A 26504-nucleotide genomic window follows, 5' to 3' on the forward strand; every position below is an offset into this window, starting at 1 on the left:
CTAGTGGCCGCCGCCTGGTCCGGCGGCTCGCTTGGGTCGCGGGGCCAGCCAGATGGTCGTCGCGGCGATGGCGAACACCACTGCGGTGGTCAGGAACATCAGATTGGTCGACAGCATCACCGCCTGGCTCTGCACCAGCCCTTCCAGCTGCCGCAGCGCCTGATCGGGCGAGAAGCCCTGGGCGACCATGCCGTCCAGCGCCGACTGCGGCTGGTTCAGCGCGCCGACCAGTTCGGCGCGCTTGGCGCTGGCCTGGTTCTCCCATGAGGTGGTCATCAACGAGGTCGCGAACGCCCCGGCCACGACCCGCAGGAAGTTGGCGATCCCGGCCGCCGCGGCGGTCTCCTCCTCGTCTACGGCCCCCAGCGCGATGCTCTGGGTCGGGATGAAGAAGAAAGGCATGGCGAAGCCCAGCGCCAGCTGCGGCAGGGCGATCGTCATGAAGTCGGCGTTGGTCGCGAAGTGGCTGCGCCAGATGGCGATCCCCGCCATCCAGAACACCCCGAACGAGACCAGGGCCCGTGGATCGCGCTTGGCGACCTGGCTGGCGACGATCGGCGACATCACCACGGCCAGCACGCCCTGGAAGGCGGCGGCGTAGCCGGCCCAGGTGGCGGTGTAGCCCATGTTGGTCTGCAGCCAGAGCGGCAGGATCACCACGCTGGCGAAGAACGCCCCGAACGTCAGGCTCAAGGTCGTTACGCCTATGGTGTAGCCGCGGTGCCTGAACACCCGCAGGTTCACGATCGGGTTCTCGGCGGTCAGCTCCCAGATCAGGAAGGCTGCGAAGCCGACCGCCGCGACGACCGCCAGGCCGACGATGAACGACGAGGCGAACCAGTCGTGCTCCTTGCCGGTGTCGAGCATGATCTGCAGCGCCCCGACCCAGACGATCAGCAGCGTCAGGCCCATGTAGTCGACCGGCACGCGGCGCGTCGCGCCCTGGCGGCCGATCAGCGCGCGATAGGCCAGGAACGCCACGCCGAAGGCGACGGGGATGTTGATGAAGAAGATCCAGTGCCAGCCGATGGTGTCCGAGATCGTCCCGCCGAGGATCGGCCCGGCGATCGGCCCGACGACCGTGGTCATGCTCCACAGGCCCAGCGCCTGAGGCGCCTTCTCCTTGGGGAAGATCTGCAGCAGCAGGGTCTGCGACATCGGCATGATCGGGCCGCCGCAGAGACCCTGCAGCACCCGGGCGAACACCAGGAAGCCGAAGGTCGGCGCCAGGCCGCAGAGGATCGAGCAAACCCCGAAGCCGACCAGGCCGAACACGAACACCTTCACCGCCCCGAACCGCTGGGCCAGCCAGCCGGACAGCGGCACGGTGATGGCCTCGGCCACCGAGTACGAGGTGATCACCCAGGTGCCCTGGCTGGGCGACACGGCAAGGCCGCCGGCGATGTGCGGCACCGCCACGTTGGCGATGGTGATGTCCAGCACCACCATGAAGTTGGCCAGCCCGAGCAGCAGCCCGGTGACCAGCAGCGCCAGCCCCGTGAGGGGCGCCGGCGCCGGCGTCGATTGGCTCTGGCTCACGGCCGGCCCCTTACTTCGAGATGTCGATCACGGCTTCCATGGACAGACCCACGCGCAGCGGATGCTCGGCCAGCTCCTTGGGATCCAGCGCGATGCGGACCGGCACGCGCTGGACGACCTTGATCCAGTTGCCGGTGGCGTTCTGGGCCGGGATCAGCGCGAAGGCCGAGCCCGTGCCGCCGCCGACGCCCGCGACCTTGCCGTGGAACTTCACGCCCTTGCCGTAGAGGTCGCTGGTCAGCTCGACCGGCTGGCCGGGCCGCACCTTGCGCAGCTGCACTTCCTTGAAGTTGGCGTCCACATAGGCGGTCTGGATCGGCACGATGCTCATCACCGGCGCGCCGTTGGCGACTTTCTGGCCGACCACCACGCTCTTGCGCGCCACGACCCCGTCGACCGGCGAGCGGATCGTCGTGCGGGCCAGGTCCAGCTCGGCCTGGGCCAGCTTGGCGCGGGCGGCGGCGACTTCCGGGTTGTCCTCGACCTTGGCTCCCGCGACCAGGGCGTTGGCGGCTTTCTGCTGGCCGGCCGACTGCGCGGCGGCGGCCTTGGCCTGGGCCAGGCCCGCCTGCGCAGCGGCCAGCGCGGCCTTGGCGGCCTGATAGCGATTCTCGGCCTGGGTCAGCTCGTCGCCCGACACCGCGCCGGTGTTGGCGAGGTTGCGGCGGCGGCCGTACTCGACCTCGGCCCGCGAATAGTCGGACCGGGCGCTGGCCAGCATCGCCTCGGCGCGGGCGATGTCGGCGCCGCGCGCGGCGGTCTGGGCGGCCAGCGCCTCATCGTTGGCGAAGTACTGCCCCACCCGGCGCTGCGCCTGGCCAAGCTCGGCGCGGGCGCGGTCGACGGCCAGTTCGAAGTCCGCCGGATCGATCACCGCGATCACCTGGCCGGCCATCACGACCGTGGTCTCGCCGACCGGCGCCTGCACGATCGGGCCGGCGACCAGCGCCGTCACCTGGGCGGTGTCGGCATTTACGTAGGCGTTGTCGGTGGCCACGTGACGCGAGCCCACCAGGACGTAGTAGAGCCCCCAGATAACCGCGCCAGCGAGCACCACGCCGCCGAGGATCATGAACAGGCGCTTGCGGCGCGCGCCGTTGGCGGGCGGGGGCGCGGTTGCGACGGCGGCCGCCGGTTGGGGATGCGATCCGATGTCGTCGGGCATGGGAGACCTTTCCGGGGGAGGACGGAAATTGGTTGGGGTCAGGCGGCCCGGAAGCCGCCGCCAAGGGCGCGGACCAGGGCTGCATCAAGGGTGAGCGCGCGCGATTCCAGGTCGGCGGCGGCCCGCCGCTGCAGGATCACGGCGTTCTCGGCGGCGAGCACCGAGGTGTAGGAGTTCAGGCCGCCTTCGTAGCGCAGGCGGGCGATGCGATAGGCTTCCTCGCCCTTGGCCAAGGCCTCGCGCGCGGCCTGGAGCCGCACAGCCAGCGCACGTTCGCTGACAGCGGCGTCGGCCACCTCCTTCAGCGCCTGGGTGAGCGTCGCGTCATACGCCGCGACCGCGACGTCGTACTCGGCCCGCGCGCCGCGATAGGCGCCCGACAGTCGCCCGCCCTGGAAGATCGGCAGGCTGAGCGCCAGCCCCGCCTGGCCGATGTCCGACCCGCTCTCGGTCAGCATGTCGAGGCCCAGCGACTGGGCGCCGATGAATCCGGCGAGGTTCACGTTCGGATAGAAGGACTTGCGCGCCACATCGATGCGCTTGCCGGCCGCCTCGGCGCGCAGCCGCGCCGCGACGATGTCCGGACGACGCCCGATCAGGTCGGCCGCCAGGTTGGTCGGCAGCCCGAACTCGCGCACCGCTGGCGCCTGCGGCTTGGCGATCGCCAGGCCCCGGTCGGGACCGGCGCCCAGCAGGGCGGCGATCGCATCGCGGGCCAGGCCCACCTGTTCATGCGCGGCGGCCAGGTCCTGGTTGGCGCTCGCCAGCCCGGATTCGGCCTGCCGCAGCTCGCCCTTGTTGGCCGCGCCGTTCTCGACCTGCTGGGCGACCAGCTTGCGGGTGGCTTCGCGGTTGGCCTGGGCCTGCACGGCCGCGTCCTCGACGGCGAAGGCGCGCTGCAGTTCGGCATAGGCCCCGACCACGGAGGTGGTCAGCATCAGCCGCGCCTGGGCCGCGTCCATCTCCGCGGCGGTGGCTTCCGAGGTCGCCGCGGCCAGCGCCGCGCGGTTCTTGCCCCAGAGGTCGAGGTCGAAGCTGAGGTCCAGCGTCGCGCGGCCAGTGTCGTTGTAACCCTCCGGCACGAAGGCCGGCGGAATCCCGTTGTTATAGCTCTGCTTGGTCTCAGCCGCCTGGACGTTCAGCCCTGCGCTGGGCAGCAGCGCCGCGCGGCTCTGCTGGGCCCTCGCCTGCGCCGCGCGCACCCGCGCCTGCGCCTGAACAAGGGTCGGCGAGCCGGCCAGCGCCTCGTCGACCAGTGTGTCGAGCTGGGCGTCGCCATAGCCCTTCCACCACTGGTCGGTCGGCCACTGGGCGGCCGGGGCGTCGAAGCTCGAGGTTGCGGCATAGGCCTGCGCAGACCGCACCTGGGGGGCTGGACCCAGGTTTGGTACGGCCGCGCAGCCCGCCAACAGGAGGGCCGCCGTCACTGGGGGGAGAATCAGGCGTGCCATGCCGCGTCTCGGGATTCGACTAAGGAGAAGTACGGCCTGGAAAACCGTACGGTACGGTCATATGTTCCCGAGGCTGGATTTCGTCAAGGACAAACCGTACAGGATGGTCAGATGACAGCCGCCCCCATGAGCCGGCGCGAAGAACGCCGCGATGAACGCCGCGACGGCATTCTCGACGTCGCGCGCGACTGCTTCCTGGCCGACGGCTACGCGGCCACCTCGATGTCCAGCATCGCCGCGCGCCTGGGCGGGTCGAAGGGCACGCTCTACAACTACTTCAAGTCCAAGGAAGAGCTGTTCGAGGCGGTCATGCAGCGCCAGTGCGGCGCCCTGGCCGAGACCTTGTTCGACGTCGAGCACGAAGGCGACGACGCCCGCGAGCGGCTCGAACACTTCGGCGCGGCGTTCCTGAAGCTTCTGCTGACCCCGGAATCGATCGGCATCCACCGCGTCGTGGTCGGCGAGAGCGGACGCTTCCCCGAGGTCGGGCGCATGTTCTACGAGATGGGCCCCAAGGTCATCCTGACCAAGATGGCGGGCTACCTGTCCGACCTGATGGACCAGGGCGTCCTGCGCCGCGCGGACCCGTTCGTCGCCGCCCAGCACTTCAAGGACCTGACGATCTCCGGCGTGCAGCAGCCACGCACCTGGGGCGTCCTTACCGGCGAGCTCAGTGACGCAGAGGTCGAGAGTCAGGTGACGATGGCGGTCGACACCTTTCTGCGCGCGTACCGGCCGGACTAGACGCCGCCGCTAGTCCGCGACTAGGCCGTGCATCAGCCCGTCGAGCGTCACGTGGATCAGCTCGTCGGTCGGCGCCCACTCGAAATTCGGCCGGGCGATCATCATGCTGACAACGCCATGGCAGGCGGTCCACAACGCCTGCGCGGCGCTGTCCGCGGTGCCCGTGCGCAGCCGCCCTTCGGCCGCGATCTCTCGGACCACGCCGGAGAACACCTGATAGCACTGGTCGCCCAGGTCGGCGGTGGTCTCTTCCTCGCCAATCACCGCGGCCAGCCGCGCGACGTTGCAGAACACCAGCTCGTAGGCGTTCGGATGCTCCAGCCCCCAGCGCATGTAGGCGTCCAGCATCAGCTTGACGCGGTTGGCCGCGTCCATCGGCTTGGCGGCGATCTCGGCGTTGCGCTCCAGCAGGTTGCGGATCGTGCCCTGGCAGATCTCCAGCAGGATGCAGCTCTTGTCCGGAAAGTGCATGTAGAGCGCGGTCGACGACACCCCGACCTCGTCGGCGATCTTCCGGATCGTCGCGCCTTCGTAGCCCTCGGCCACGAAGATGCGCTCGGCGGCCTCCAGGATTTCCTGCCTGCGGAGGTGGCCGTCGCCCTTGGGTTTCCGGGCTGAGCGCCGCGTCGTCACTGCGATGGTCACAGCTATCCTTCCGAGTCCGTCCTGTAACGAACGGAAACCAAAACCACCGCGGTTGCAAGCCTGGACTAAAGAAAAGCCCAGCCGAATCCGAGACTAAGGGCGCCCCTGCGGAAGCTATTCGGCAGGTGTTCACCGCCAAATGGCAGCGTTTCGAGCTTTCAGGCGTTCCTTTCGAGCGAATGGATGAGGGAGCGGCCATGAGACTGCCCGACGACCAACTGCAACGCCTGGCGCTGCACAGCGCCTTCGGACTCCACCTCGTCGCCAAGTGGATGGCGACCCGTTCCGACGTCGACCCGGAGATTCGTGAGCGGCTCTCGGTCCATATGGCCGCTCTCGACGGCGTGCTGTCGGCCAACGGCCACGACTGGATCCGGGAAGAGATCGAGGGCACCGAGGCGGCCCTGCAAGGTCGCTGACCCCTCGCAGGACTGGACCACGAGGCTGCGAACCGGCTAGTGGGCGGCCATGATCAGGACCGCCCCCGTCGTCGCCGACCTGCCCGGCGCCATGCGCACCACTGGCTGGGCCGATTACGCCCTGCTGGATTCTGGCGGCGGCCGCAAGCTCGAGCGCTACGGCCCCTACACCGTCGTTCGCCCCGAGCCCCAGGCGATGTGGGACCCGCGCCTGCCGGCTGCGACCTGGGACAAGGCCGACGCCGTCTTCGATCCCTCCGACGAAGAAGACGCCGGCAAGTGGCGCTTCCGCGGTAAGCCCAAGGAAAGCTGGCCCATGGCCTGGGGCGACGTGCGCTTTCACGCCCGCTTCACCGCCTTCCGCCACCTAGCCTTCTTCCCTGAGCAGGCCGCCAACTGGGCCTGGCTGGACCAGCGCGTGCGCGGCCTCCCCGGCCAGCCGCGCATCCTGAACCTGTTCGGCTACACCGGCGTCGCCAGCCTGGTCTGCGCCGCCGCCGGCGCCCACGTGACCCATGTCGACGCCTCCAAGAAGGCCATCGCCTGGGCGCGCGAGAACGCCGCGCTGTCGGGCCTGGAAGACCGCCCGATCCGCTGGATCTGCGAAGACGCCCGCCGCTACGTCCAGCGCGAGGTACGCCGCGGCTCACGCTACGACGGCATCATCCTAGACCCGCCGAAGTACGGCCGCGGCCCGGACGGCGAGGTCTGGCGCCTGTTCGAGAACCTTCCAGAGCTTTCAGCTCTATGCGCTGAACTTCTAGGGGAAAACGCCTCCTTCCTGCTGCTCAACGCCTATGCCGAGCGCATTTCCGGCGCGGCGCTGTCGTCGCTTTGCGCCGCCAAGCTGGCCGGCCGCGCCGGGACCATCGACTGGGGCGAACTGACCCTGGTCGAGGACGCCGCCGACCGCCAGATCGGCATGTCCTTCTACGGCCGGTGGTCGGCATGAGCCGCCTCGTCACCTCCCTGACCAACCCGACGGTCAAGTCCGTCCGCGGCCTGCACATGCGCAAGGAGCGTGAGCAATCGGGCCTGTTCGTGGCCGAGGGCCTCAAGATCGTCACCGAGGCGGTCGAACTCGGCCACGCCCCGCGCATCCTGATGTACGGCAAGGACGCCGAGGGCCACGCACTGCTCAAGCGCGCCATCCAGGCGACGCTCGCCGCCCGGGGAGAAGTGATCGAGGTCACCCAGGACATTCTCGCCAAGGTTTCGCGCCGCGATAACCCGCAGGCCGTGGTGGCTGTGTTCGCCCAGGTGTTCACGCCGCTGACCCACCTCGACCCGGCCGCCGCGCCCTGCTTCGTCGCGCTGCACCGCGTGCGCGATCCCGGCAATCTCGGCACCATCGTTCGCACCGCCGACGCCGCCGGCTGCGGCGCGGTGATCCTGGTCGGCGACTGCTGCGATCCGTTCTCGGTCGAGGCGGTCCGCGCCACCATGGGTTCGATCTTCGCGGTGCCGATCGTCAAGGCGACCGAGGCCGAGTTCGCCGGCTGGCGCTCGTCCTGGCCGGGCTCTGTCGTCGGCACCCTGCTCAGCGCCGACGTCGATCATCGCCAGGCGAGCTACGCCAAGCCGGCGCTGATCCTGATGGGCAACGAACAGCAGGGCCTGACGCCCGACATGGCCGCCCTGTGCGACGTCAACGTCAAGATTCCGATGCGCGGCCGCGCCGACAGCCTGAACCTCTCGGTCGCTACCGGCATCATGATCTACGCCGCAACCTAGTTCCCGCTGTCCCCGCCAACCCCGCCACGACGGCCTTGACGTCGATTTACATAGCTCGCTATATATCTAGCTATGATATCTCTGGCGGAGCGGCAGATGACCCCCGACACCCTCTCCGATCTCGGCGTCATGTTCCTGGGCAGCCGCCTGAAACGTCTCGGCGACCGACTGCTGACCGAGGCCGCCGCCATCCTGCAGGCCATGGACCTGCCGGTGCAGCCGGCTCAGCAGCCGCTGCTGGCGGTGCTCCGCCGCGAAGGCTCGCTCACCGTCGGCGCCGTCGCCCAGCACCTGCGGCTCAGCCAGCCTACAACCACCCGCGCCCTCCAGGCGCTGATCGAGCAAGGTCTGGTCGAGGTCGCCAAGGACGGCCGCGACCAGCGTCAGAAGCTGCTCTCGCTCACCCCCGCGGGCGAGGCGCTCATGGTTCGGCTCGAAACCGACCTCTGGCCGCGGGTCGAGGCCGCCGCGATCTCGCTCTGCGACGGCCGCCATCAGGAGCTCATGGACGCCATCTCCCTGGTCGAGGCCGCCCTCGACCGGCGGTCGCTGACAGAACGGACCCTGGCGCCCGACATTGCTGTTCGCGACTTCACCGACGAGTTGGCCGACGCCTTCTACGCGATCAACGCCGAGTGGATCGAAGAGATGTTCTCGCTGGAGCCGAACGATATCGACCTGATGTCCAACCCCAGATCGCGCATCGTCGACCAGGGGGGCGCGATCCTGTTCGCCGAGGCCGAGGGCCTGGGGATCGTCGGAACCTGTGCGATCATGAAGGCCAAGGATGGCTGGTACGAACTCACCAAGATGGGCGTCTCCAAGTCCGCCCGCGGCCGCAAGGTCGGCGAGTTCCTGCTGGCCAAGGCGATCGAGCGCGCCCGCGCCATGGGCGCCGCCGATCAGCTCTACCTGCTGACCAACACCAAGTGCGGCCCGGCCATCCACCTCTACGAAAAGCTCGGCTTCGAGCACGACGCCGAGGTGATGGCCCTGTTCGGCGCCCGCTATGAGCGCTGCGACGTCGCCATGCGCTTCCGCGGCTAGGTCCCGCGCGGCTAGGTCCCGCGCGGCTTGGCCCGGGCCGTCGGCGCGGCGTTGGCCGGGTCCTCTGGCCAGACGTGCTTGGGATAACGTCCGCGCATGTCCGACCTGACGTCCTTCCACGACCCGCCCCAGAACCCCGGCAGGTCCTTGGTGGTCTGGATCGGCCCATGCCCCGGCGACAGCAGCGACAGGGTCAGCGGTACGCCGGCGACGCGCGGATGCTCCTTCAGCCCGAACACCTCCTGCACGCGCACGTCGACCCGCGGCCCGCCCTCGGCGGCGTAGTCGATGGAAAAGCTGTTGCCGGTCGGCGCCGTCCAGCGCGCCGGCGCGCTGGCCTCCAGCTTGCGCTGCAGCTCCCAAGGCACCAGCGCCCGCACCGCCCCGTCCAGCGCGTCCGCGCGAACGGCGGCCAAGGAACGCACCCCCAGCAGCAGCGGCGTCAGCCAGTCGTCCATCTGCTCGATCAGGGCCGCGTCGCTCAGGTCGGGCCAGTCCTGCCCCTGGGCGCGCAGGAACGCACCACGCTCGCGGAATGACCGCGCCGCCTCGCCCCAGGGCAGCTTCGAAAGTCCTTCGGCCCGCACCCGCCCCACCAGCGCCGCGGCGATCAACGCCGGGTCGGGGTTCTCGTCGATCTCCTCGCGCACCGTCACGCGGCCAAGCCGCATCAGCCGCTTGGCGCGCAGCCGCCCGCCGCCGCTCTCGTCGAGCCGGTACTCGGTCTCCATCTGATCTTTGAAGGCGGCGACCAGTTCGCCCTCCTCCACCGGCGCGGCCAGCAGGATGCGGTCGCGGCGCTCGCCGCCGCCCATCTCGGCGATCGCCAGCCACTTCTCGCGCGCCAGGGCGTCGGTCGGCTCGACGAACGCGCCGCGGCCGCTGACCAGCTGGAACTCGCCGCTGCCGCCGCGCGCCTTGGCGATCCGCTCCGGATAGGCGAAGGCCAGCAGCAGGCCATCGTCCAGCGGCTCGCCCTTCCCCGGCTTGCCGGCCAGCCGCGCCCAGCGCTCGGCCAGGGCACGCGCGTCGCGGGCTCGCGGCGAGCGGTCCCGTCCCAGCGCCTCGAGCCGGTGGCGCAGGTCGGCGTCTCGGCCGCCCAGGCCGCGCTCGGTCACCAGGGCGGCGATCTGCGCGGCCCGCTCGGCCTGCCCGGTCTCCCCGGCCTTCAGCACCATGTGCGCCAACCGCGGAGCCAGCGGAAACTCGCTCAGCGCCTCGCCATGCGCGGTCAGCACGCCGTCGTCGCTCAGGGCCTCCAGCCGCCGCAGCAGCGTGCGGGCCTCGTTGAACGCGGCGGCCGGCGGCGGATCAAGGAACGCCAGGTCGCTGGGATCGCGCGCGCCCCAGCGCGCCAGGTCCAGCGCCAGCCCCGACAGTTCAGCGTCGAGGATCTCCGGATCGGCGAAGGCCGGCAGGGCCCGGGTCTCGGCCTCGTCCCACAGCCGGTAGCCGACGCCAGGTTCGGTCCGCCCCGCCCGGCCACGCCGCTGGTCGGCGGCCGCGCGGCTGACCCGCACCGTCGCCAGCCGGGTCAGCCCGCTGGCCGGATCGAACCGCGGCACGCGCGCCAGCCCGCAGTCGATCACCACCCGCACGCCCTCGATGGTCAGGCTGGTCTCGGCGATCGAGGTCGCCAGCACCACCTTGCGCACGCCCGCCGGCGCCGGACTGATCGCCGCGTCCTGCTCAGCCGGATCCAGCGCCCCATAGAGCGGCGCAATCCGCACGTCGGGCCGACGCACGCGTTCGGCCAGCAGCTCGGCCGTCCGCCGGATTTCGCCCTGACCCGGCAGGAACACCAGGATGCTGCCGCTCTCCTCGGCCAATGCCCGCTCCACGGCGCGAACCACCCGGTCCTCCAGACGCAGGCGCTCGTCGCGGCCGAGGTAGCGAGTATCCACAGGAAAGCTGCGCCCCTGGCTCTCGATCACCGGCGCTTGATCGAGCAGCCGCCCGACCGCCGCCCCGTCGAGGGTGGCCGACATCACCAGGATGCGCAGGTCCTCGCGCAGCACTCCCTGCGCGTCCCGCGCCAGGGCCAGTCCCAGGTCCGCGTCCAGGCTGCGCTCGTGAAATTCGTCGAAGATCACCGCGCCGACGCCGTCCAGGCTCGGATCGGTCAGGATCATCCGGCTGAAGACGCCCTCGGTGACCACCTCGATGCGGGTGCGGGCCGACACCTTCGACTGCATCCGGACGCGATAACCGACTGTTTCTCCGACCTTTTCACCCAGGGTCTTGGCCATGCGCTCGGCCGCTGCGCGGGCAGCCAGCCGCCGCGGCTCCAGCATCACGATCTTACGGCGCTCCAGCCAGGCGGCGTCCAGCAGGCGCAGGGGGACCAGCGTCGTCTTGCCCGCGCCAGGCGGCGCCACCAGCACCGCCGAGGTCCGCGACTCGAGCGCCGCCTGCAGGGCGGGCAAAATTTCCTCTACCGGAAGCATGCTGTGCTCTAGCCGCGCCTGCGCGCCGGGCCAAGACGGACGCTCATCCTGCGGGTGCCCGCTTTGGCGCAAAGGCAGGCGACGGCTTGGCGCTTGACCGCAAGGTTACGAAGAGGCCACGTAACGCCCAATCAGACCGCGCGGCGGGGGCCGCACGGGTTTTCCTGGAGGAAATATGTGGCGAGTTAAATCGCTCGACGCGATTCTCGCGACCGCGGAGAAAAAGTCTCTGCACCGGTCGCTGGGCGCGTTTCAGCTTACCATGCTTGGCATCGGGGCCATTATCGGCACGGGGATTTTCGTACTGACCGCCGAGGCGGCCCAGAAGGCTGGCCCCGGCATGATCGCCAGCTTTATCATCGCTGGCTTCGTCTGCGCGGTCGCCGCGCTCTGTTACGCCGAAATGTCTTCCATGGTCCCGGTTTCCGGGTCCGCTTACACCTATAGCTACGCCGTCATGGGCGAACTGCTGGCCTGGATGGTCGGCTGGGCGCTGATCCTGGAATACGCCGTCGCCGCGGGCGCGGTGTCGGTCGGCTGGTCCGGCTACGTGGTCGGCCTGATCGAGCACGCCTTCCACATCGACATACCGAACGCGCTTGTGCTGGGGCCTATGGACGGCGGGATCGTGAACCTGCCCGCGGCGCTGATCGCCCTCGCCGTCACCGGCCTGCTGGTCATCGGCACCAAGGAATCGGCCACCGTCAACGCCATCCTGGTGGCGGTGAAGGTCTCGGCGCTCACCCTGTTCATCTTCCTGGCCGTGCCGGTGATGAACATGGAGAACTTCCACCCGTTCGCCCCGCTCGGCATGGCCGGGATCTCGGCGGCGGCGGCTTCGATCTTCTTCGCCTATGTCGGCTTCGATGCGGTCTCCACCGCCGCCGAAGAGACCAAGAACCCGCAGCGCAACATGCCCATCGGCCTCATCGGCTCGCTCGGCATCTGCACCATCTTCTACATTCTGGTCGCCTCGGGCGTGATCGGCACCGTCGGCGCCCAGCCGATGACCGACGCCAGCGGCGCGGGCCTGCGCCCGGGCAGCCCCGAGCTCACCGCTGCCTGTAAGGCCGCTGGCGACGCCGCCGTGGTCTGCTCGAAGGAAGCCCTCGCCTGGACCCTGCGCTCGATCGGCTGGCCCCAGGTCGGCAACCTGATCGGCCTCGCGGCCGGCCTGGCCCTGCCCTCGGTCATCCTGATGATGATGTTCGGCCAGACCCGCATCTTCTTCGTGATGAGCCGCGACGGCCTGCTTCCGGCGGTGCTGTCCAAGGTCCACCCGAAGTACCACACCCCGCACGTGATCACCGTGATCACCGGCGTGTTCGTGTCGCTGTTCGCCGCCTTCTTCCCGGTCGGCGTGCTGGCGGACATCTCGAACTCCGGCACCCTGTTCGCGTTCGCGATGGTGGCGATCGCCGTGCTGGTGCTGCGCAAGACCGATCCGAACCGCAAGCGCCCGTTCCGCGCGCCGGCGATCATGATCGTCGCGCCGCTGGCCGCGGTCGGCTGCGTCTATCTGTTCTTCAGCCTGTCGACCGAGACCAAGCTGCTGTTCCTGGGCTGGGCGCTGGTCGGCCTGGTCGTCTACTACCTCTACGGCTACCGCAAGAGCCACGTGGGCCGGGGCATCATCGATGTCCCCGAACTGTCGCCCGACGCGCCTCCCGGACCCGTCGCGCCGATGCCCGGCGCGCCGGCGCCGGGCGATCGCCAGCACTAAGATGGAAAGGCCCGGGTTCGTCCCGGGCCTTTTCTTATGGCGCGACAGGCCCGATGTTAGGGCCATGAACGCCGAGCCCGCCATCCGCGCCCTGATCGCCCCGGTCACCCCGCTGCAGCAGAACTGCACCATCGTCTGGTGCGCAAAGACCCTGAAGGCCGCCATCATCGATCCGGGCGGCGAGGTTCCGCGCCTGCTCGAAGCGCTGAAGGCGCATGGACTGACGCTGGAAAAGATCTGGATCACCCACGGCCACCTCGACCACGCTGGCGGAACCGCCGCCCTGCAGGAGGCGACGGGCGCGCCGATCGAAGGCCCGCACCCCGACGACTCGTTCTGGATCGACGAGATCACTGCTTCGGGCGCCAAGTGGGGCATGCCAGACGCCCGCTCCTTCACCCCTGACCGCTGGCTTTCGGACGGCGACACGGTGACGCTCGGCGAGACGCAGTTCGAGGTCTACCACTGCCCCGGCCACACCCCCGGCCATGTGGTGTTCTTCCATCGCCAGGCGCGCTTCGCCCAGGTCGGCGACGTGCTGTTCCAGGGCTCGATCGGCCGCACCGACTTCCCGCGCGGCGACCATCAGCAGTTGATCGACTCGATCACCGGCAAGCTCTGGCCGCTGGGCGACGACGTCGCCTTCGTGCCCGGTCACGGCCCGATGTCGACCTTCGGACAGGAGCGGCGCACCAACCCGTTCGTCGCCGACGAGGTCCTGGCCGGCGCCTAATGCTTTCAGTGATGAAATCTGCGCGTTACGCGGGCGCGTGAAAATGCCGGGGATGGATACACGCAGCGAACAGTCCGGGGCGGGCTCCAGCGCCCGCATTCTGATGGTCGACGACGATCCGGGCATCCGGGACGTCGTGTCCGACTTCCTGGGCAGGCACGGCTATCAGGTCGAAACCGCTGGCGATTCCCGCGAGATGGAGCAGGCGCTGGAACGCGGCCCCATCGACCTGATCGTGCTCGACGTCATGCTGCCGGGCGAAGACGGCCTGGCCATCTGCCGCCGGCTGGCGGTCGGCGAGGGCCCGCCGATCATCATGCTCTCGGCCATGGGCGAGGACACCGACCGCATCGTCGGCCTGGAGCTCGGCGCCGACGACTACCTCTCCAAGCCGTGCAACCCGCGCGAACTGCTGGCCCGCGTCCGCGCGGTGCTGCGCCGCGCCGAGCTGCGCGGCCAGGCCTCGACCGCCAGCGCCGGCTGCGAGTTCGCCGGCTGGCGCTTCGATCTGGTCCGCCGCGAGCTGCGCTCGCCGCAGGGCGTGGTGGTCAACCTCTCCTCGGGCGAGTTCTCGCTGCTGCGCACCTTCGTCGAGCGCCCCCAACGCGTGCTGACCCGCGACCAGTTGCTGGAATTCGCCCGCGGCCCGGATTCCGACGCCTTCGACCGTGCGATCGACGTCCAGATCAGTCGCCTGCGCCGCAAGCTCGACGACGGCGGGGGCGGCCAGGACCTGATCCGCACGATCCGTAACGAGGGCTATATGTTCACCGCCAAGGTGAAGCGTCTGTGACCGCCCCCTGGGCCGGGCGGCCGACCGCATCTCTGTTCGGTCAACTGCTGGCCCTCATCGGGCTCAGCCTGGTCGCCGCCCAGGCGATCAGCCTGTTTCTGCTGTTCAACCTGCCGCCGCCGGCCCCGGACTTCTACCGGATCGGCGAAATCGTCCAGACCCTGCGCGGGTCTCCGCCGACCTTCACCGAACGCCACCCCCTGTCGGTCACCATCGCCAAGGCCCCGCCGCACCTGGTGATGGAAGGGCGGATGACGCCGAAGATCCGCGCCCAGATCGCCCAGGGGCTTGGCGTGCCGGTCGAGCGGGTGCTGGTGGCCTCGACCTCGCGCTTCCCGTTCTCCGACCGTCGCGTCTTCCGGGTCATCCGTGATCGGATGGCGCGCGAGGGCGGCGAGGTCGAAGACCACTTCATGATCGCCCCCTTCCAGGTCGCCGTGCAGCAGGCCGACGGGCGCTGGAAGGTGCTGGAGCCCGAGCGCGGCATCGGCCTGGACGCATGGCAGCAGCGGATCGTCCTGCTGTTCCTGCTCTCGGCCCTGGCCATGACCCCGGTCGCCTTTGTCTTCGCCCGGCGGCTCTCCGCGCCCATCAGGCTTTTCACCGACGCCGCCGAACGGCTCGGCCGCGACCCGCGCGCTCCGCCGCTCTCGCTCAAGGGCTCGGCCGAGATCAGCGTCGCAGTGAAGGCCTTCAACGACATGCAGGAGCGCTTGCGGCGCTATGTGGAAGACCGCACCGCAATGGTCGGCGCCATCGCGCACGACCTGCGCACGCCCCTGACCCGCCTTCGGTTCCGCATCGAGAACGTGCCTGAGGACGTGCGCGTGAAGATGGCCGCCGACATCGACCAGATGGAGGAGATGATCTCGGCCGCCCTAACCTTCGTGCGCGACACCAGCCGCCCCGGCGAGCGGACCCTGCTTGAGCTCTCCTCGCTCCTGGAAAGCGTCTGCGACGAGATGGCCGACACCGGCGCCGACACTCAGGTCGAACGGGGGGAGAAGGTGGTCCTGGAGGGCGATCCCCTGGCCTTGCGCCGGCTGTTCGCCAACCTGCTCGAAAATGCGATGAAGTTCGGCGACCGCGCACGGGCCCGCGTCTATCGCGACGGCGCCAGCGCCATCGTCGAGATCGAGGACGACGGCCCTGGCATCCCGCCCGAGGAGTTCGAGCGGGTGTTCGAGCCCTTCTACCGGCGTGAGCCGTCGCGCAGCCGCCAGACCGGCGGCATCGGCCTGGGGCTGGCGGTGGTCCGCTCGGTCGCGCGCGGCCACGGCGGCGACGTGGTGCTGGTCAATCGCCCCGCCGGCGGCCTCACCGCCCGCGTCCAGTTGCCGATCTGACCGCTCCGTAAAAATTTAACGCCGGCGGCGCGGCGCGCAGCCGTCCCGCTATCCCCTGCCAGTGCACGGACCCCGTGTGCGGGCAAAGCTTTGCGGTACGAAACGTCGCAGGCGCCAAACGCATTTTGCGCGCAACCTCCTTCGCCCTTGGCGAGTTTGCTTGACCGTAAGGACAGCGAGGCGTCGACCGCCCTCCCCCCGACGGTCGCCGCGCAGAGGAGCCGCTCATGGATCTTGAACCCACCGCCAAGCCGAAATCCCGCCGCGGATTTGCAGCAATGAATCCCGAACGCCGCCGCGAGATCGCGCGCAAGGGCGGCGCGAGCGTGCCGGGCGAGAAACGCAGTTTCGCCAAGGACCGCGACCTGGCCGCCTCCGCGGGGCGCAAGGGTGGTGAGTCCTCGCGCGGCGGCGGCCGCAGCCGCGGCGACCGACTCGAAAGCTGAAAGCCTGAGGCGCCTGCCGGGTCCAAGCTCGGTCAGGCCCTCAGCAGCACCACTGCGAAGCTCGGAGCGGAGCTGACCCAGGTCCGCTCCAGCTTCCAGCCGGCTTCCGCAGCCAGGCGCGCAAATCCCTCAAGGGTGAACTTGTAAGAGTTCTCGGTGTGGATGCTCTCTCCCGCCGCAAAGCGGAATGAACGCCCCGCGGCCGTGACGAACTGGTCGCGCTGGCTCACCAGATGCATCTCCATCCGGCCTTGCTCGGCATTCCACACCGCCTGATGGCGGAAAGCGGCCAGGTCGAAATCGCCTCCAAGCTCGCGGTTGATCCGCGTCAGCAGGTTCAGGTTGAACGCCGCCGTCACGCCCTGCGCGTCGTCATAGGCCGCCGTCAGCGTGGCCTCATCCTTGGCCAGGTCGATGCCGACCAGGAAACGGGCGTCGTCCCCCAGCAGCCGCCGCGCCCCTGACAGGAAGGCGACCACCTCGTCCGGCGTGAAGTTGCCGATCGTCGAGCCCGGGAAGTACCCCACCCGCGGGTGCGTCGCCGCAGCTGGCAGATCCAGCGCCTTGGTGAAGTCCTCGACCAGCGGCGCGACCTTCAACTTCGGATAGTCCTGGCTGATCGCCGCGGCCGCGGCGTCCAGCGCCGAGGCGCTGATGTCGATGGGGGCGTAGACCGCCAGTTGCGGGGCCGCGTCCAGCAGCAGCCGGGTCTTGGTGCTCGCCCCGCTGCCGAACTCGACCAGGGTGGCGCCTGCCGGTATCGCCGTCGCCATCTCGCCCGCCTTCGCGCGCATCAGCGCCAGTTCGGTGCGGGTCGGATAGTACTCGGGCAGTTCGGTGATCGCCTCGAACAGGTCCGATCCGGTCGCATCATAGAAGTACTTGGCCGGCAGCGCCTTCTGCGGCTTGGACAGCCCCGCGACCACGTCGCGCGCGAACTCGCCGTCCTGCGCAGGCTGGGCCGGGCCGTCCCACGCGAGCCGCACGCCGGAGAACATCCACCGCTGATGCGGATAGAAGAAGTTGCGGTAGCTCGCCCGCACATGCCCGGTCGGCGTCGCGCAGCAGCCGCCGCGCAGCACCATCTGGCCGATCATGAACTTGCCGTTGTACTCGCCGACCGCCCCGCCCGCGGGATGGAAACCCGGATAGGGCGAATACGCGCTGCGGGTCCATTCCCAGACGTCGCCGAACATCTGGCGCAGGCCCGGCGCGGACTTCGCCGCCGCCGGCCCAAACTGCAGTTGCTCGCGCATGTTGCCGTTCGCCGCCAGCCCCTGCGCGGCGTGCTCCCACTCCGCTTCGGTCGGCAGCCTCGCTCCGGCCCAGGTCGCATAGGCGTCGGCTTCGTAGAAGCTGACATGCGTGACCGGCGCGTGCGGCGCGATCGCCCGCAGCCCCTGCAGGGTCATGGCGAGCCAGCCGCGGTCGCCCTGCTCCCAGTAGAGCGGCGCCTCCCAGCCTTCGGCCTGGACCTGCGCCCAGCCTTCCGACAGCCACAGCTCCGGGCGCCGATAGCCGCCGTCGGCCATGAAGGCCAGCCACTCGCCATTGGTCACCAGCCGGTCGGCCAGCCGGTAGGGCTGCAGGTAGACCTTGTGCCGCGGGCCTTCGTTGTCGAAGGCGAACCCCTCGCCGTTGTGACCGATCTCGACCACTCCGCCGTCGAAGCCGATCTCGCCCGCCGGCCCGGGATCGCGTCCGACCGGCAGGGCCGGCGCCGGCACATAGGCCGGCTTCAGCGGCGATTGGGCGAACAGGTGCAGCACATCCATCAGGATCAGCTCCTGATGTTGCTCCTCATGCGCCAGGCCCAGTTCCACCAGTTCGGCCATGCCCTCGAACGGCGCGGCCAGCAGCCGGCCCATCGCCTCGTCCACGTGGGCCCGGTAGGCCAGCACTTGGGCCAGCGAGGGACGGGTCAGCAGCCCACGCTGCGGGCGCGGCTGCCGCGGGCCCAACGCCTCATAGTACGAGTTGAACAGGTAGCCGAAGGCCGGATCGAATGCCCGGTAGCCCGGCAGATGCGGGATCAACAGGAACGTCTCGAAGAACCACGTCGTATGCGCCAAGTGCCATTTCACCGGGCTCGCATCGGGCATCGACTGGGCGACCTGGTCCTCGGCCGACAGGTGCGCGGTGAGCGCCAGACTGGCGTCGCGCACCTTGCGATAGGGGTCGGGGGCGCCCTTCGCCCGCGCGGCCCGGGCTGGCGCGGGGGCGAGTCTAGCCTTGTCGAATGACGCCATCGTCCCGCTCCACCCTGCCTTAGATTGTGCCGGAAATCGCTGAGGCCCGGCGAAGCCGTGCTCGCCTCGCCAAACGTCGGACCTGCAACGCAGTTCCTTGCATTTGGGGCCTCCGGGCGATCCCGCAACCCGGAACGGTTGCCAGAAGGAGGCGTTGAGTTGCCACGAAAGTGCGATGCCCAAGGAGGGGCGCCGGGCGTTCCGAGGACAGCATGGGCGGTGACACCGAGTGGCGCAACGAGGTGGTGGCGATGATCCCCGCTCTGCGCGCTTTCGCTTGGTCGCTCAGCCACAACGGGTCCGACGCCGACGACCTGGTGCAGGACACCCTGATCAAGGCATGGTCAAATCGCGACAAGTTCGAGCCCGGCACCAACCTGCGAGCCTGGCTGTTCACGATCCTGCGCAACACCTACTACACCCAGGTCATCCGTCGCCGGCGCGAGGTCCGCGACGAGACCGGCGAGTACGCCAACAACATGCGCACCCCGCCGACCCAGGACTGGAGCATCGCGATGCGCGCGCTCCAGGCCGGCCTGGCTCAGTTGCCCGACGAGCACCGCGAGGCGCTGATCCTGGTGGGGGCCGCCGGCCTTTCCTACGAGGAAGCCGCCGAGATCTGCGGCTGCGCGCTCGGCACCATCAAGAGCCGCGTCAACCGTGCCCGCGCCCGCCTGCTCAAGATCATGGACGCCCAGGAGGCCGCCGACGTCATGGCCCTCGACCACGTCGAGGCCAGCCGGGCCTAGCCGCAAGGCAAGCCGCCGCTACTATGCCGGGCGACTCGTTCCGCCTGGAGTATCCATGTCCCGTCCCCTGCCCGCCGCCGCGTTCGCGCTGTCCGTCCTGATCGCCGCGCCGGCGCTCGCCGCGCCCCAGGGCGCCGCGCCAAAGGACGATGCGGCCAGGATCGTCGCGAGTCCGGCCTTCAGGGCCGCGACCGCGGTCCTCGACCGGGAGCATGACCGCACCGTGCAGGACATCATCACCCTGACCGAAATCCCGGCCCCGCCCTTCAAGGAAGAGGCGCGCGGCAAGGCCTACAAGGCGATGTTGGAGGCCCACGGTCTGACCGACGTGGAGGTCGACGCCGAGGGCAACGTAATGGGCCTGCGCAAGGGGACGAGGCCCGGTCCGCTGGTCGTGGTCTCGGCCCACCTCGACACGGTCTTCCCGGAAGGCACCGACGTGAAGGTTCGCCGCGAGGGGACCAAGCTGTTCGCTCCCGGGGTCGCCGACGACACCCACAACCTCGCGGTCCTGCTGGCCTGGATCCGCGCCCTCGACGCGGCCAAGATCAAGACCCAGAGCGACATTCTCTTCGTCGGCACCGTCGGCGAAGAAGGCGCTGGCGACCTGCGCGGCGTCCGCTACTTCTTCAATCAAGGCAAGTACAAGGACCGCACCAAGGCGTTCTTCTCGGTCGACGGCCTGGACCCCAGCGGCATCACCCATGTCGGGGTCGGCTCCAAGCGCTACCGAGTCACCTTCAACGGTCCAGGCGGCCACAGCTACGGCTCTTTCGGCATCGTCAATCCGATAGCCGCCATGGGCAAGGCGATCGCCGACTTCTACGAGGTCCAGGTCCCGACCAGCCCGAAAGTCACCTATTCGGCCTCGGTCACCGGAGGCGGCACCTCGGTCAACGCCATTCCTAACAAGGTCTTCACCGAGTTCGACATGCGCTCGGCCGACGCCGGCGAGCTCGCCAAGCTCGACACGCGCTTCAAGGAGATCATGCAGGCCGCCGTCGAGCACGAGAACAAGGCCCGCTCGACTCGCGTCGGGCAGGTCAGCATCGAGATCAAGCCGATCGGCGACCGCCCGGCTGGCCAGACCGCCAAGGACACGCCCCTGGTCGCCGGGACCGCTGCGGCGATCACCGCCCTCGGCTACACGCCGCAGTACGACGCATCCTCGACCGACGCCAACGCGCCGATGGCGCTCGGCATCCCGGCCATCACCATCGGCGGCGGCGGCTCGGGCGGCCGCGCCCACTCGCTCGACGAATGGATCGATGTCGAGAAATCCAACAGCGTCCGCGGCATGAGCGTCGGCCTCGCCGCCGTCCTCGTCGCCGCCGGCGTGAACTAGCGGCCGAACACGGCGAACAGACTCTTTAGCCAGTCCACGAGCCCCTGCCAGAGCCCGGCCAGCCATGATGTCGGCGTGGCCGGCTTCTCCGGAACGAACCAGCTCGGCGCGGCCGGCGGGGCGCAGTTCATGTTCATGCCCACGCCTTTCAGATAGCCGCGCCGCACCCCGCCGGCCTTGATCGCCGCCTCCACCGCCTTGCGGTGGCGATCGGCCCCGCTCAGCTTGCGCACCCAGCCGCGGAACGGCAGCAGATCCTGGGTCTCGCCACGCACCTCGGCCACGGCCGCAGCCTTGGCCTGGGCCCCCAGCTTCTGCATCCGCGTACGTTCGTCGGGCGCAGGCGCCTCGTCCAGATCGGGCCCCAGCACCGCGTCCAGCCGGCCGACCTCGGCGGCGATGGCTTCGCAACGGCTCGGCTCGATCGCCTCATAGGGGTCGGCGACCGCCCGTAGCAGCACGTCCGGAATCTGCGCCTGCTTGAGGTTCAGGTCCTCGAGCGGCGCCGTCACCGCCCCGCGGAAACCTTCGTCCACCTGGGTGGTGCCGCGGTCGACCGCCGCTGCGGGGCTCGCCGCCAGCATCGCCGCAGCCGCCAGCCAGATCAGTCTCGTGGTCATCGCCCCAACCTAGTCCTTGCGCGCGTTTTCGCGCTGCGACGTTTCGCGCGCCGCTGGGCGCAGCCATCGCCCGAGTCGACCTCGGCGGCGACGGAACGCCCCTCCGGCCCCGTCGTTTTCAAACGAGGGAGCCACGAAGGAGCAGGCACATGCCCAATCGCCAGACCCCGCCTGAGCAACCTCACGCGCCCCGTCGTCGCCGCGCCGAGGCTCCGCAAGGCGGACCCGAGCCGCGCAGCTTCGGCGAGGAGGGCCGTTACTCCTCAGATCAGGCCCGCTATTACGGCGCCGACACCCGTTCCTTCGACGCCTTCGGGTCCCACCGTCCCAGCGATGCGCGCCCCGAATGGCGACGCGGCCGCTACGAAGCCGGCCGCGACAGCGCCCCCCACGCGCCCTTCGACGAAGCCGACGCCCTGGCCCGGGGCTACTACAGCCTCGACGCCCCTCACGGCGGTCAGGAGTACGGGATCGAGCCGCACGGCTATCGGGAGTCCATCGTCCGCCGCCGCGCCCGGCCGGCCGGCGCGCCGCTCACTGAGGCCGAACGCGCCCCGTACGGCGACCAACCGCTCAACCCGCGCGACCCGGGCGTCCGCGAGTTCGGCCCGCCCGCAGACTATGCCTATCACCCCAGCGCCGAAACCGAGTTCGAGCTGGAATACCTCGACTGGCGAGAAGCCCGGCTCGCCTCCCACGACCGCGACTACGCCGCCTGGCGCGAGGAGCAGCAGCGCAAGTATGACGCTGAGTACCGCGCCTTTCGCGGCGAGTGGCAGGCGCGCTTCGACCGAAGCTTCGCGGAGTGGCGCAACTTGCAGGATGCTCAGGACCCTCTTAGCGCCCCGGTCAGCGAGGGAGCGGCCCCGCCCGACGATCGCGTCTGAACTCGCCCTATGGGCGATCACTTCGCGGCTTGCGCGAAACAATGTTCACAGAACGCAAATTGCGCTCCCTCAACGACCCTGAATAGTCCTATCGGCCAGATGACTCGCCTGCCTGAAGCCCATACTAGCGCTAGGGAGATTTGATCGGGCGGCGGGCGGCGGCCGCCAGGGGGTGTGAACATGCGTGTGGTCGTGGTGAGCAGACAGCCGCTTTGGCGGGACGCGCTGAGCGCCCTGGTGGCGGCCGAGCTCACCGCCGACCCCGTGGTGTCGCTCGACGACGTCTCGCAGCTGGCGGCCCTTCATCCGGTCGCCGACGACCTGATCCTTCTGGACCCCCCGGGCCAGACCGACCCCGGCGAATGGATCGAGCGCAACGTCGAGCACCTCAAAACCGGACGCCTCGTGCTGCTGCCGCCGCACAAGAACGTCCGCTGGGCCAAGATCGCCTACGCCCACGGCTTCCGCGCTTTGGCGCCCAAGGACACCGCTTCGGACCTGATGGTCGCGGTGCTTCGGCTGGTCGTGGTCGGCGGCGAGTACTTCCCCTGCTTCGAAGAACTCGGCGCCATCCCCGATCCGGCGCCAGGCCATGGGCCGCGCCTCTCGCCGCGCCAGGTGGAGGTGCTGCGCGAGTTGGAACGCGGGCGCACCAACAAGGAGATCGCCGAACAGCTCGGCATCGCGATCGCAACGGTGAAGCTGCACGTCCAGGCGATCCTCAGCGCCACCGGCGCGCGCAACCGCACCGAGGTGGTCAGCCGCATGGCCTCCGGCCAGACCCGGCCGCCGAACTAACCCATCAGCCAGATGAGTATAGTTCCTGCGAACTATTTAGATTAGGCACGACGATATACTTATAAGATACTTTTGATATTTGTCATTTTAGGACATCGTTAATAACGACTCGTCCAGCGTCAGGCCAATATAACGGGGGCCTGACATGTCTACATCTGCGCAACTCGGTGAACGACTAAGCTTCATGCGTATGGACGACCTCGCCTGCGAGAGTCTCCGCGACATCAAACCCATCATCATGAGCGCCCTGCCCGGCGCCCTCGACACCTTCTACGGTCAGGTCGCCCAGCGGCCCGAGACCAGGGCCTTCTTCTCCGGCTCCAGCCACATGGGCTCGGCCAAGCGCCGGCAGATCGACCACTGGGAGACGATCTCCAGCGGCCGGTTCGACGACGGATACGTCTCCGCCGTCACCACCGTCGGCGAGACCCACGCCCGCATCGGCCTGGAGCCGCGCTGGTACATCGGCGGCTACGCCCTGGTGCTCGAGGCGCTGATCGCGTCGGTCACCGCCGCCCGCTGGCCGCGCGGCGGCGTGCTGCGCCGCGGCCCGTCGCCCGAGAAGGTCGCCGCCGAGCTCGGCGCCCTGGCCAAGGCGACCCTGCTCGACATGGACTATGCGATCTCGGTCTATCTGGCCGCCGCCGACGCCGCACGGCGCGAGGCCGAAACCCAGGTGCTGGCGGTCGAGCGCGCGGCCATCGTCCAGACCATCGGCGCGGGCATGACCGCCCTGGCCGATGGCGACCTTGGCTACCGGATCGAGACCGAACTCGCCGCCGAGTACGCCCAGATGCGCGAGGACTTCAACGCCGCCCTGGTCCGCCTGGAAGACGCCATCGCCTCGGTGGCCGGAAACGCCGCCGGGGTCGAGGCCGGGGCCGACGAACTGGCCCGCGCCTCCGACGACCTCTCGCGCCGCACCGAGCGCCAGGCCGCCGCCCTGGAAGAGACCGCCGCAGCGCTCGACCAGATCACCGCCACGGTGAAGGCCACCGCCGATGGCGCGCGTCAGGCGGGCGAAGTGGTCGCCGTCGCCAAGGCCCAGGCCGAGCTTTCCACCACCGTGGTCGAGCGCGCCGTCGGGGCCATGGGCCAGATCGAGCAGTCGTCCGGCCAGATCGGCCGCATCATCGGCGTCATCGACGAGATCGCCTTCCAGACCAACCTGCTGGCGCTCAACGCCGGGGTCGAGGCGGCGCGCGCAGGCGAGGCCGGTCGCGGCTTCGCCGTCGTCGCCTCCGAGGTCCGGGCCCTAGCTCAACGCTCGGCCGACGCCGCCAAGGAGATCAAGGAACTGATCGGCGCTTCGGCCGGCCATGTCGACGAAGGGGTCGGGCTGGTGCGCGAAACCGGCGCAGCGCTGCAGGCCATCGCCGCCAAGGTCGGCGAGATCGACGAAGTGGTCGCCGGCATCGCCGCCTCCACCCAGGAACAGGCCTCGGGCCTGGCCCAGATCAACACCGCGGTGAACCAGATGGACCAGGGCCTGCAGCAGAACGCGGCCATGGTCGAGCAGGCCGCCGCCGCGACCCGCTCCCTGCGCGGCGAGGCCGCCGAACTCACGGCCCTGGTCGCCCGCTTCCGGCTGTCGGGCCAGGCCCAGCACGGCGAGACCGGGCCGGTCGGGGCGATGACGCGGGCCCTGGCCTCCGCGGTCTCGGGCGGCCGGCTCGCCCATGGTTGAGGACCGCCTCGAGCGCGTGCAGCGCCTGGCCAACGCCGGCGCCTGGGAGTGGACCGCCGCCGACGACGCCCTGTCGTGCAGCGAACCGGCCCTGCGCCTGCTCGGCCTGCCGCCGGGGCCCTGCACGGCGGACGAGGCGTTGGCCCGCATCCCCTCCGACGATCGCCGGCGGGTCGAGGACGCCGTCCAGCGCGCGCTCGACACCGGCTGCGCCTACGCTCTCGACCATCGGATCAAGCTTCCCGACGGCGCGGTGCGGGTCCTGCGCCACCAGGGCGCGCCGCGCTTCTCCCCCAGCGGCGCGGCCATCGGCCTGGCCGGCGCGCTGCAGGACGTCACGCCACTGCGCGCCGCCGAGGCCGCCTCCCACCGCAGCCAGCAGATGCTGGCCGGCATGCTGAAGATCTCGCCCGAGGCGATCGTCGTCGCCGACTCCCAGGCCCGCATCATCCTGTTCAGCGCCGGGGCCGAGGCGATGTTCGGCTACAGCGCCGAGGAGGCGCTCGGCCGCAGCGTCGAGGACCTGATGCCGGCCCGCTTCCGTGAGCGTCACCAGCAGGCCGTCCACCGCTTCGCCTCCGGTACGCGGCCCAGCCTGCGGATGCACGAGCGGGCCGAGATCCTCGGCCTGCGCCGCAACGGCGAGGAGTTCCCGGCCGAGGCCTCCCTCGCCCGGCTCGAAACGCCATCCGGCACGGCCTTCACCACCATCGTCCGCAACCTCTCGGAGCGGAAGGCGGCCGAGGCGCGCCTCGTCCAGGCGCGAGAGGAAGCCGAAGAGGCCAGCCGCGCCAAGTCCACCTTCCTCGCCAATATGAGCCACGAGATCCGCACCCCGCTGAACGGCGTGCTCGGCGTGGCCGGCGCCCTGGCCCGCACCGATCTCGACGCCCCCCAGCGCGAGATGGTCCAGTTGATCGAGACCTCCGGCCGCGCCCTGCAGGCCCTCCTCAGCGACATCCTCGATCTCGCCAAGGTCGACGCCGGCCGCCTGTGCATCCGCGACGAGCCCTTCGACCTGGCCGGCATGGTCCGCGCGGTCTTCGCCCTCTTCCAGGCCAGCGCCGCCGAGAAGGCCATCGGCTTCAGCCTGGAGATGGACCGCGAGGTCTGCGACCGCTTCCATGGCGATGACCTGCGCATCCGCCAGGTGCTCTCCAACCTGCTCTCCAACGCCGTGAAGTTCACCGCCCACGGCGAGGTGCGCCTCAGGGTGTTGTCGCGCGGGCTGGCCGGCGACGTCCGCCGCGTGCGCTTCGTGGTCGAGGACACCGGCGTCGGCTTCCCGACAGAGGCCGCCGAGGCGCTCTTCGACCGTTTCGAACAAGCCGACAGCTCCATCACCCGCCAGTTCGGCGGCACCGGCCTCGGCCTGGCGATCTCCAAGTCTCTGGTCGACCTGATGGGCGGCGAGATCGTCGCGTCTTCCAGCCCCGGCGAAGGCGCGACCTTCGCCTTCGAACTGCCGTTGCGCCGGCTCGTGCGCGAGCCCTCCTCACCGCCCCCCGCGCCGATCCATGCGCCCAAGCCCTCCGACCGGCCCGTCCGCGTCCTGCTGGCCGAGGACCACCCGACCAACCGGCGCGTCGTCGAGCTGATCCTCGGCGGCCTGCCGGTCGACCTGACCTGCGTCGAGAACGGCCAGCAGGCGGTCGAGGCCGCCGCCGAGCAGACCTACGACCTGATCCTCATGGACATGCAGATGCCGATCATGGACGGCGTGACCGCTGTCAGCCGAATCCGCGCGGCCCGGCCGCTGCGCCTAGGCCCTCGGATCTGCATGCTGACCGCCAACGCCATGCCCGAGCACCGCGAGGCCTCCCAGCGCGCCGGCGCCGACGCCTTCCTGGTCAAGCCCCTCGACGCCGCCGAACTGATCGCCGAAGTCATGGAGGCCCGCGACGCGCCGCCCGAACCGGGGACGATCTAACTATACT

Annotated in this window: 23 protein-coding genes; 16 read left to right on the forward strand and 7 right to left on the reverse strand. The window is 69.8% G+C overall.

Going from position 1 to position 26504, the window contains the following annotated elements; all coding sequences use genetic code 11:
- The 3 genes from GGQ61_RS05240 to GGQ61_RS05250 are packed head-to-tail and all read right to left on the reverse strand — an operon-like array spanning position 1 to position 4155.
- Positions 1 to 1539, reverse strand: a complete 1539-nt coding sequence (locus GGQ61_RS05240; RefSeq protein WP_343056036.1) for a DHA2 family efflux MFS transporter permease subunit — start codon at positions 1537 to 1539, stop codon at positions 1 to 3.
- Positions 1540 to 1549: 10 nt separating this feature from the next.
- The gene (locus tag GGQ61_RS05245; RefSeq protein ID WP_183770312.1) at positions 1550 to 2704 is read right to left on the reverse strand and encodes an HlyD family secretion protein; all 1155 of its coding nucleotides are present in this window, start codon (positions 2702 to 2704) and stop codon (positions 1550 to 1552) included.
- Between the two features lie 38 nt (positions 2705 to 2742).
- A complete protein-coding gene (locus tag GGQ61_RS05250; RefSeq protein WP_183770314.1) occupies positions 2743 to 4155 on the reverse strand; it encodes an efflux transporter outer membrane subunit in 1413 nt (470 codons plus the stop codon).
- 111 nt (positions 4156 to 4266) lie between these two features.
- Between GGQ61_RS05250 and GGQ61_RS05255 the strand changes: the two genes are divergently transcribed.
- The gene (locus GGQ61_RS05255) at positions 4267 to 4899 is read left to right on the forward strand and encodes a TetR/AcrR family transcriptional regulator (RefSeq protein ID WP_183770317.1); all 633 of its coding nucleotides are present in this window, start codon (positions 4267 to 4269) and stop codon (positions 4897 to 4899) included.
- 9 nt (positions 4900 to 4908) lie between these two features.
- Here the strand turns inward: GGQ61_RS05255 and GGQ61_RS05260 are convergent, their stop codons facing one another.
- Positions 4909 to 5544 (reverse strand): TetR/AcrR family transcriptional regulator, encoded by a 636-nt coding sequence (locus GGQ61_RS05260; RefSeq protein ID WP_343056037.1) that lies wholly within the window; start codon positions 5542 to 5544, stop codon positions 4909 to 4911.
- Positions 5545 to 5741: 197 nt separating this feature from the next.
- On the opposite strand from GGQ61_RS05260, the gene GGQ61_RS05265 reads away from it, so the two are divergent.
- The 4 genes from GGQ61_RS05265 to GGQ61_RS05280 all read left to right on the forward strand — a co-directional run bounded on the left by GGQ61_RS05265 (position 5742) and on the right by GGQ61_RS05280 (position 8744).
- Positions 5742 to 5963 carry an RING finger protein gene (locus GGQ61_RS05265; RefSeq protein ID WP_156378297.1) on the forward strand — a complete coding sequence of 74 codons (222 nt, stop codon included), beginning with the start codon at positions 5742 to 5744 and terminating at the stop codon, positions 5961 to 5963.
- A gap of 49 nt (positions 5964 to 6012) precedes the next feature.
- Positions 6013 to 6915: a class I SAM-dependent methyltransferase gene (locus GGQ61_RS05270; RefSeq protein WP_183770320.1), complete on the forward strand. Its 903-nt coding sequence runs from the start codon at positions 6013 to 6015 to the stop codon at positions 6913 to 6915.
- Positions 6912 to 7697 carry a TrmH family RNA methyltransferase gene (locus GGQ61_RS05275; protein ID WP_183770322.1) on the forward strand — a complete coding sequence of 262 codons (786 nt, stop codon included), beginning with the start codon at positions 6912 to 6914 and terminating at the stop codon, positions 7695 to 7697. The genes GGQ61_RS05270 and GGQ61_RS05275 overlap by 4 nt, the downstream gene beginning before the upstream one ends.
- Before the next feature lie 96 nt (positions 7698 to 7793).
- Positions 7794 to 8744 (forward strand): bifunctional helix-turn-helix transcriptional regulator/GNAT family N-acetyltransferase, encoded by a 951-nt coding sequence (locus tag GGQ61_RS05280; protein ID WP_183770325.1) that lies wholly within the window; start codon positions 7794 to 7796, stop codon positions 8742 to 8744.
- Positions 8745 to 8755: 11 nt separating this feature from the next.
- Here GGQ61_RS05280 and hrpB read toward each other — a convergent pair whose 3' ends face one another.
- The gene (gene hrpB, locus GGQ61_RS05285) at positions 8756 to 11191 is read right to left on the reverse strand and encodes an ATP-dependent helicase HrpB (protein WP_183770328.1); all 2436 of its coding nucleotides are present in this window, start codon (positions 11189 to 11191) and stop codon (positions 8756 to 8758) included.
- A 175-nt stretch (positions 11192 to 11366) separates the two neighbouring features.
- Here hrpB and GGQ61_RS05290 point away from each other — a divergent pair, with 175 nt between their 5' ends.
- From GGQ61_RS05290 to GGQ61_RS05310, 5 genes are all read left to right on the forward strand, one after another.
- Positions 11367 to 12914 (forward strand): amino acid permease, encoded by a 1548-nt coding sequence (locus tag GGQ61_RS05290; protein WP_183770331.1) that lies wholly within the window; start codon positions 11367 to 11369, stop codon positions 12912 to 12914.
- A gap of 64 nt (positions 12915 to 12978) precedes the next feature.
- Positions 12979 to 13647 (forward strand): MBL fold metallo-hydrolase, encoded by a 669-nt coding sequence (locus GGQ61_RS05295; RefSeq protein WP_183770334.1) that lies wholly within the window; start codon positions 12979 to 12981, stop codon positions 13645 to 13647.
- A gap of 43 nt (positions 13648 to 13690) precedes the next feature.
- The gene (locus GGQ61_RS05300; RefSeq protein ID WP_183770336.1) at positions 13691 to 14440 is read left to right on the forward strand and encodes a response regulator; all 750 of its coding nucleotides are present in this window, start codon (positions 13691 to 13693) and stop codon (positions 14438 to 14440) included.
- Positions 14437 to 15786: an ATP-binding protein gene (locus GGQ61_RS05305; protein WP_183770339.1), complete on the forward strand. Its 1350-nt coding sequence runs from the start codon at positions 14437 to 14439 to the stop codon at positions 15784 to 15786. Before GGQ61_RS05300 ends, GGQ61_RS05305 begins: the two co-directional genes overlap by 4 nt.
- 227 nt (positions 15787 to 16013) lie before the next feature.
- Entirely contained in the window at positions 16014 to 16232 is a 219-nt protein-coding gene (locus GGQ61_RS05310; RefSeq protein WP_056018305.1) for a con-10 family general stress protein, read from the forward strand.
- 32 nt (positions 16233 to 16264) lie between these two features.
- Here the strand turns inward: GGQ61_RS05310 and egtB are convergent, their stop codons facing one another.
- Positions 16265 to 18481 (reverse strand): ergothioneine biosynthesis protein EgtB, encoded by a 2217-nt coding sequence (gene egtB, locus GGQ61_RS05315; RefSeq protein ID WP_183770342.1) that lies wholly within the window; start codon positions 18479 to 18481, stop codon positions 16265 to 16267.
- 212 nt (positions 18482 to 18693) lie between these two features.
- Between egtB and GGQ61_RS05320 the strand changes: the two genes are divergently transcribed.
- Both GGQ61_RS05320 and GGQ61_RS05325 read left to right on the forward strand, forming a co-directional pair.
- Entirely contained in the window at positions 18694 to 19230 is a 537-nt protein-coding gene (locus tag GGQ61_RS05320; protein ID WP_183770346.1) for a sigma-70 family RNA polymerase sigma factor, read from the forward strand.
- Positions 19231 to 19285: 55 nt separating this feature from the next.
- Positions 19286 to 20575 carry a M20/M25/M40 family metallo-hydrolase gene (locus GGQ61_RS05325; protein ID WP_183770348.1) on the forward strand — a complete coding sequence of 430 codons (1290 nt, stop codon included), beginning with the start codon at positions 19286 to 19288 and terminating at the stop codon, positions 20573 to 20575.
- On the opposite strand, the gene GGQ61_RS05330 is transcribed toward GGQ61_RS05325, so the two are convergent.
- The gene (locus GGQ61_RS05330) at positions 20572 to 21195 is read right to left on the reverse strand and encodes a hypothetical protein (RefSeq protein WP_183770351.1); all 624 of its coding nucleotides are present in this window, start codon (positions 21193 to 21195) and stop codon (positions 20572 to 20574) included. The two genes, GGQ61_RS05325 and GGQ61_RS05330, sit on opposite strands and share 4 nt — an antisense overlap.
- 149 nt (positions 21196 to 21344) lie before the next feature.
- On the opposite strand from GGQ61_RS05330, the gene GGQ61_RS05335 reads away from it, so the two are divergent.
- The 4 genes from GGQ61_RS05335 to GGQ61_RS05350 all read left to right on the forward strand — a co-directional run bounded on the left by GGQ61_RS05335 (position 21345) and on the right by GGQ61_RS05350 (position 26497).
- Positions 21345 to 22082 (forward strand): hypothetical protein, encoded by a 738-nt coding sequence (locus GGQ61_RS05335; protein WP_183770354.1) that lies wholly within the window; start codon positions 21345 to 21347, stop codon positions 22080 to 22082.
- A 180-nt stretch (positions 22083 to 22262) separates the two neighbouring features.
- Positions 22263 to 22880 carry a helix-turn-helix transcriptional regulator gene (locus GGQ61_RS05340; protein ID WP_183770356.1) on the forward strand — a complete coding sequence of 206 codons (618 nt, stop codon included), beginning with the start codon at positions 22263 to 22265 and terminating at the stop codon, positions 22878 to 22880.
- 145 nt (positions 22881 to 23025) lie between these two features.
- Positions 23026 to 24567, forward strand: a complete 1542-nt coding sequence (locus tag GGQ61_RS22440) for a methyl-accepting chemotaxis protein (protein ID WP_221220830.1) — start codon at positions 23026 to 23028, stop codon at positions 24565 to 24567.
- The gene (locus GGQ61_RS05350; protein WP_183770359.1) at positions 24560 to 26497 is read left to right on the forward strand and encodes a hybrid sensor histidine kinase/response regulator; all 1938 of its coding nucleotides are present in this window, start codon (positions 24560 to 24562) and stop codon (positions 26495 to 26497) included. The genes GGQ61_RS22440 and GGQ61_RS05350 overlap by 8 nt, the downstream gene beginning before the upstream one ends.
- Positions 26498 to 26504 lie beyond the last annotated feature (7 nt).

Origin of the sequence: Phenylobacterium haematophilum, assembly GCF_014196295.1 — a bacterium.
Taxonomy (GTDB): Bacteria; Pseudomonadota; Alphaproteobacteria; order Caulobacterales; family Caulobacteraceae; genus Phenylobacterium; species Phenylobacterium haematophilum.

Excerpts from the sequence above, each read along its gene's own strand:
- GGQ61_RS05245 (WP_183770312.1), bottom strand. The coding sequence starts at position 2,704 with ATGCCCGACGACATCGGATCGCATCCCCAACCGGCGGCCGCCGTCGCA.
- GGQ61_RS05250 (WP_183770314.1), bottom strand. The coding sequence starts at position 4,155 with ATGGCACGCCTGATTCTCCCCCCAGTGACGGCGGCCCTCCTGTTGGCG.
- GGQ61_RS05255 (WP_183770317.1), top strand. The coding sequence starts at position 4,267 with ATGACAGCCGCCCCCATGAGCCGGCGCGAAGAACGCCGCGATGAACGC.
- GGQ61_RS05265 (WP_156378297.1), top strand. The coding sequence starts at position 5,742 with ATGAGACTGCCCGACGACCAACTGCAACGCCTGGCGCTGCACAGCGCC.
- GGQ61_RS05270 (WP_183770320.1), top strand. The coding sequence starts at position 6,013 with ATGATCAGGACCGCCCCCGTCGTCGCCGACCTGCCCGGCGCCATGCGC.
- GGQ61_RS05275 (WP_183770322.1), top strand. The coding sequence starts at position 6,912 with ATGAGCCGCCTCGTCACCTCCCTGACCAACCCGACGGTCAAGTCCGTC.
- GGQ61_RS05280 (WP_183770325.1), top strand. The coding sequence starts at position 7,794 with ATGACCCCCGACACCCTCTCCGATCTCGGCGTCATGTTCCTGGGCAGC.
- hrpB (WP_183770328.1), bottom strand. The coding sequence starts at position 11,191 with ATGCTTCCGGTAGAGGAAATTTTGCCCGCCCTGCAGGCGGCGCTCGAG.
- GGQ61_RS05290 (WP_183770331.1), top strand. The coding sequence starts at position 11,367 with ATGTGGCGAGTTAAATCGCTCGACGCGATTCTCGCGACCGCGGAGAAA.
- GGQ61_RS05295 (WP_183770334.1), top strand. The coding sequence starts at position 12,979 with ATGAACGCCGAGCCCGCCATCCGCGCCCTGATCGCCCCGGTCACCCCG.
- GGQ61_RS05300 (WP_183770336.1), top strand. The coding sequence starts at position 13,691 with ATGCCGGGGATGGATACACGCAGCGAACAGTCCGGGGCGGGCTCCAGC.
- GGQ61_RS05310 (WP_056018305.1), top strand. The coding sequence starts at position 16,014 with ATGGATCTTGAACCCACCGCCAAGCCGAAATCCCGCCGCGGATTTGCA.
- egtB (WP_183770342.1), bottom strand. The coding sequence starts at position 18,481 with ATGGCGTCATTCGACAAGGCTAGACTCGCCCCCGCGCCAGCCCGGGCC.
- GGQ61_RS05320 (WP_183770346.1), top strand. The coding sequence starts at position 18,694 with ATGGGCGGTGACACCGAGTGGCGCAACGAGGTGGTGGCGATGATCCCC.
- GGQ61_RS05325 (WP_183770348.1), top strand. The coding sequence starts at position 19,286 with ATGTCCCGTCCCCTGCCCGCCGCCGCGTTCGCGCTGTCCGTCCTGATC.
- GGQ61_RS05330 (WP_183770351.1), bottom strand. The coding sequence starts at position 21,195 with ATGACCACGAGACTGATCTGGCTGGCGGCTGCGGCGATGCTGGCGGCG.
- GGQ61_RS05335 (WP_183770354.1), top strand. The coding sequence starts at position 21,345 with ATGCCCAATCGCCAGACCCCGCCTGAGCAACCTCACGCGCCCCGTCGT.
- GGQ61_RS05340 (WP_183770356.1), top strand. The coding sequence starts at position 22,263 with ATGCGTGTGGTCGTGGTGAGCAGACAGCCGCTTTGGCGGGACGCGCTG.
- GGQ61_RS22440 (WP_221220830.1), top strand. The coding sequence starts at position 23,026 with ATGTCTACATCTGCGCAACTCGGTGAACGACTAAGCTTCATGCGTATG.
- GGQ61_RS05350 (WP_183770359.1), top strand. The coding sequence starts at position 24,560 with ATGGTTGAGGACCGCCTCGAGCGCGTGCAGCGCCTGGCCAACGCCGGC.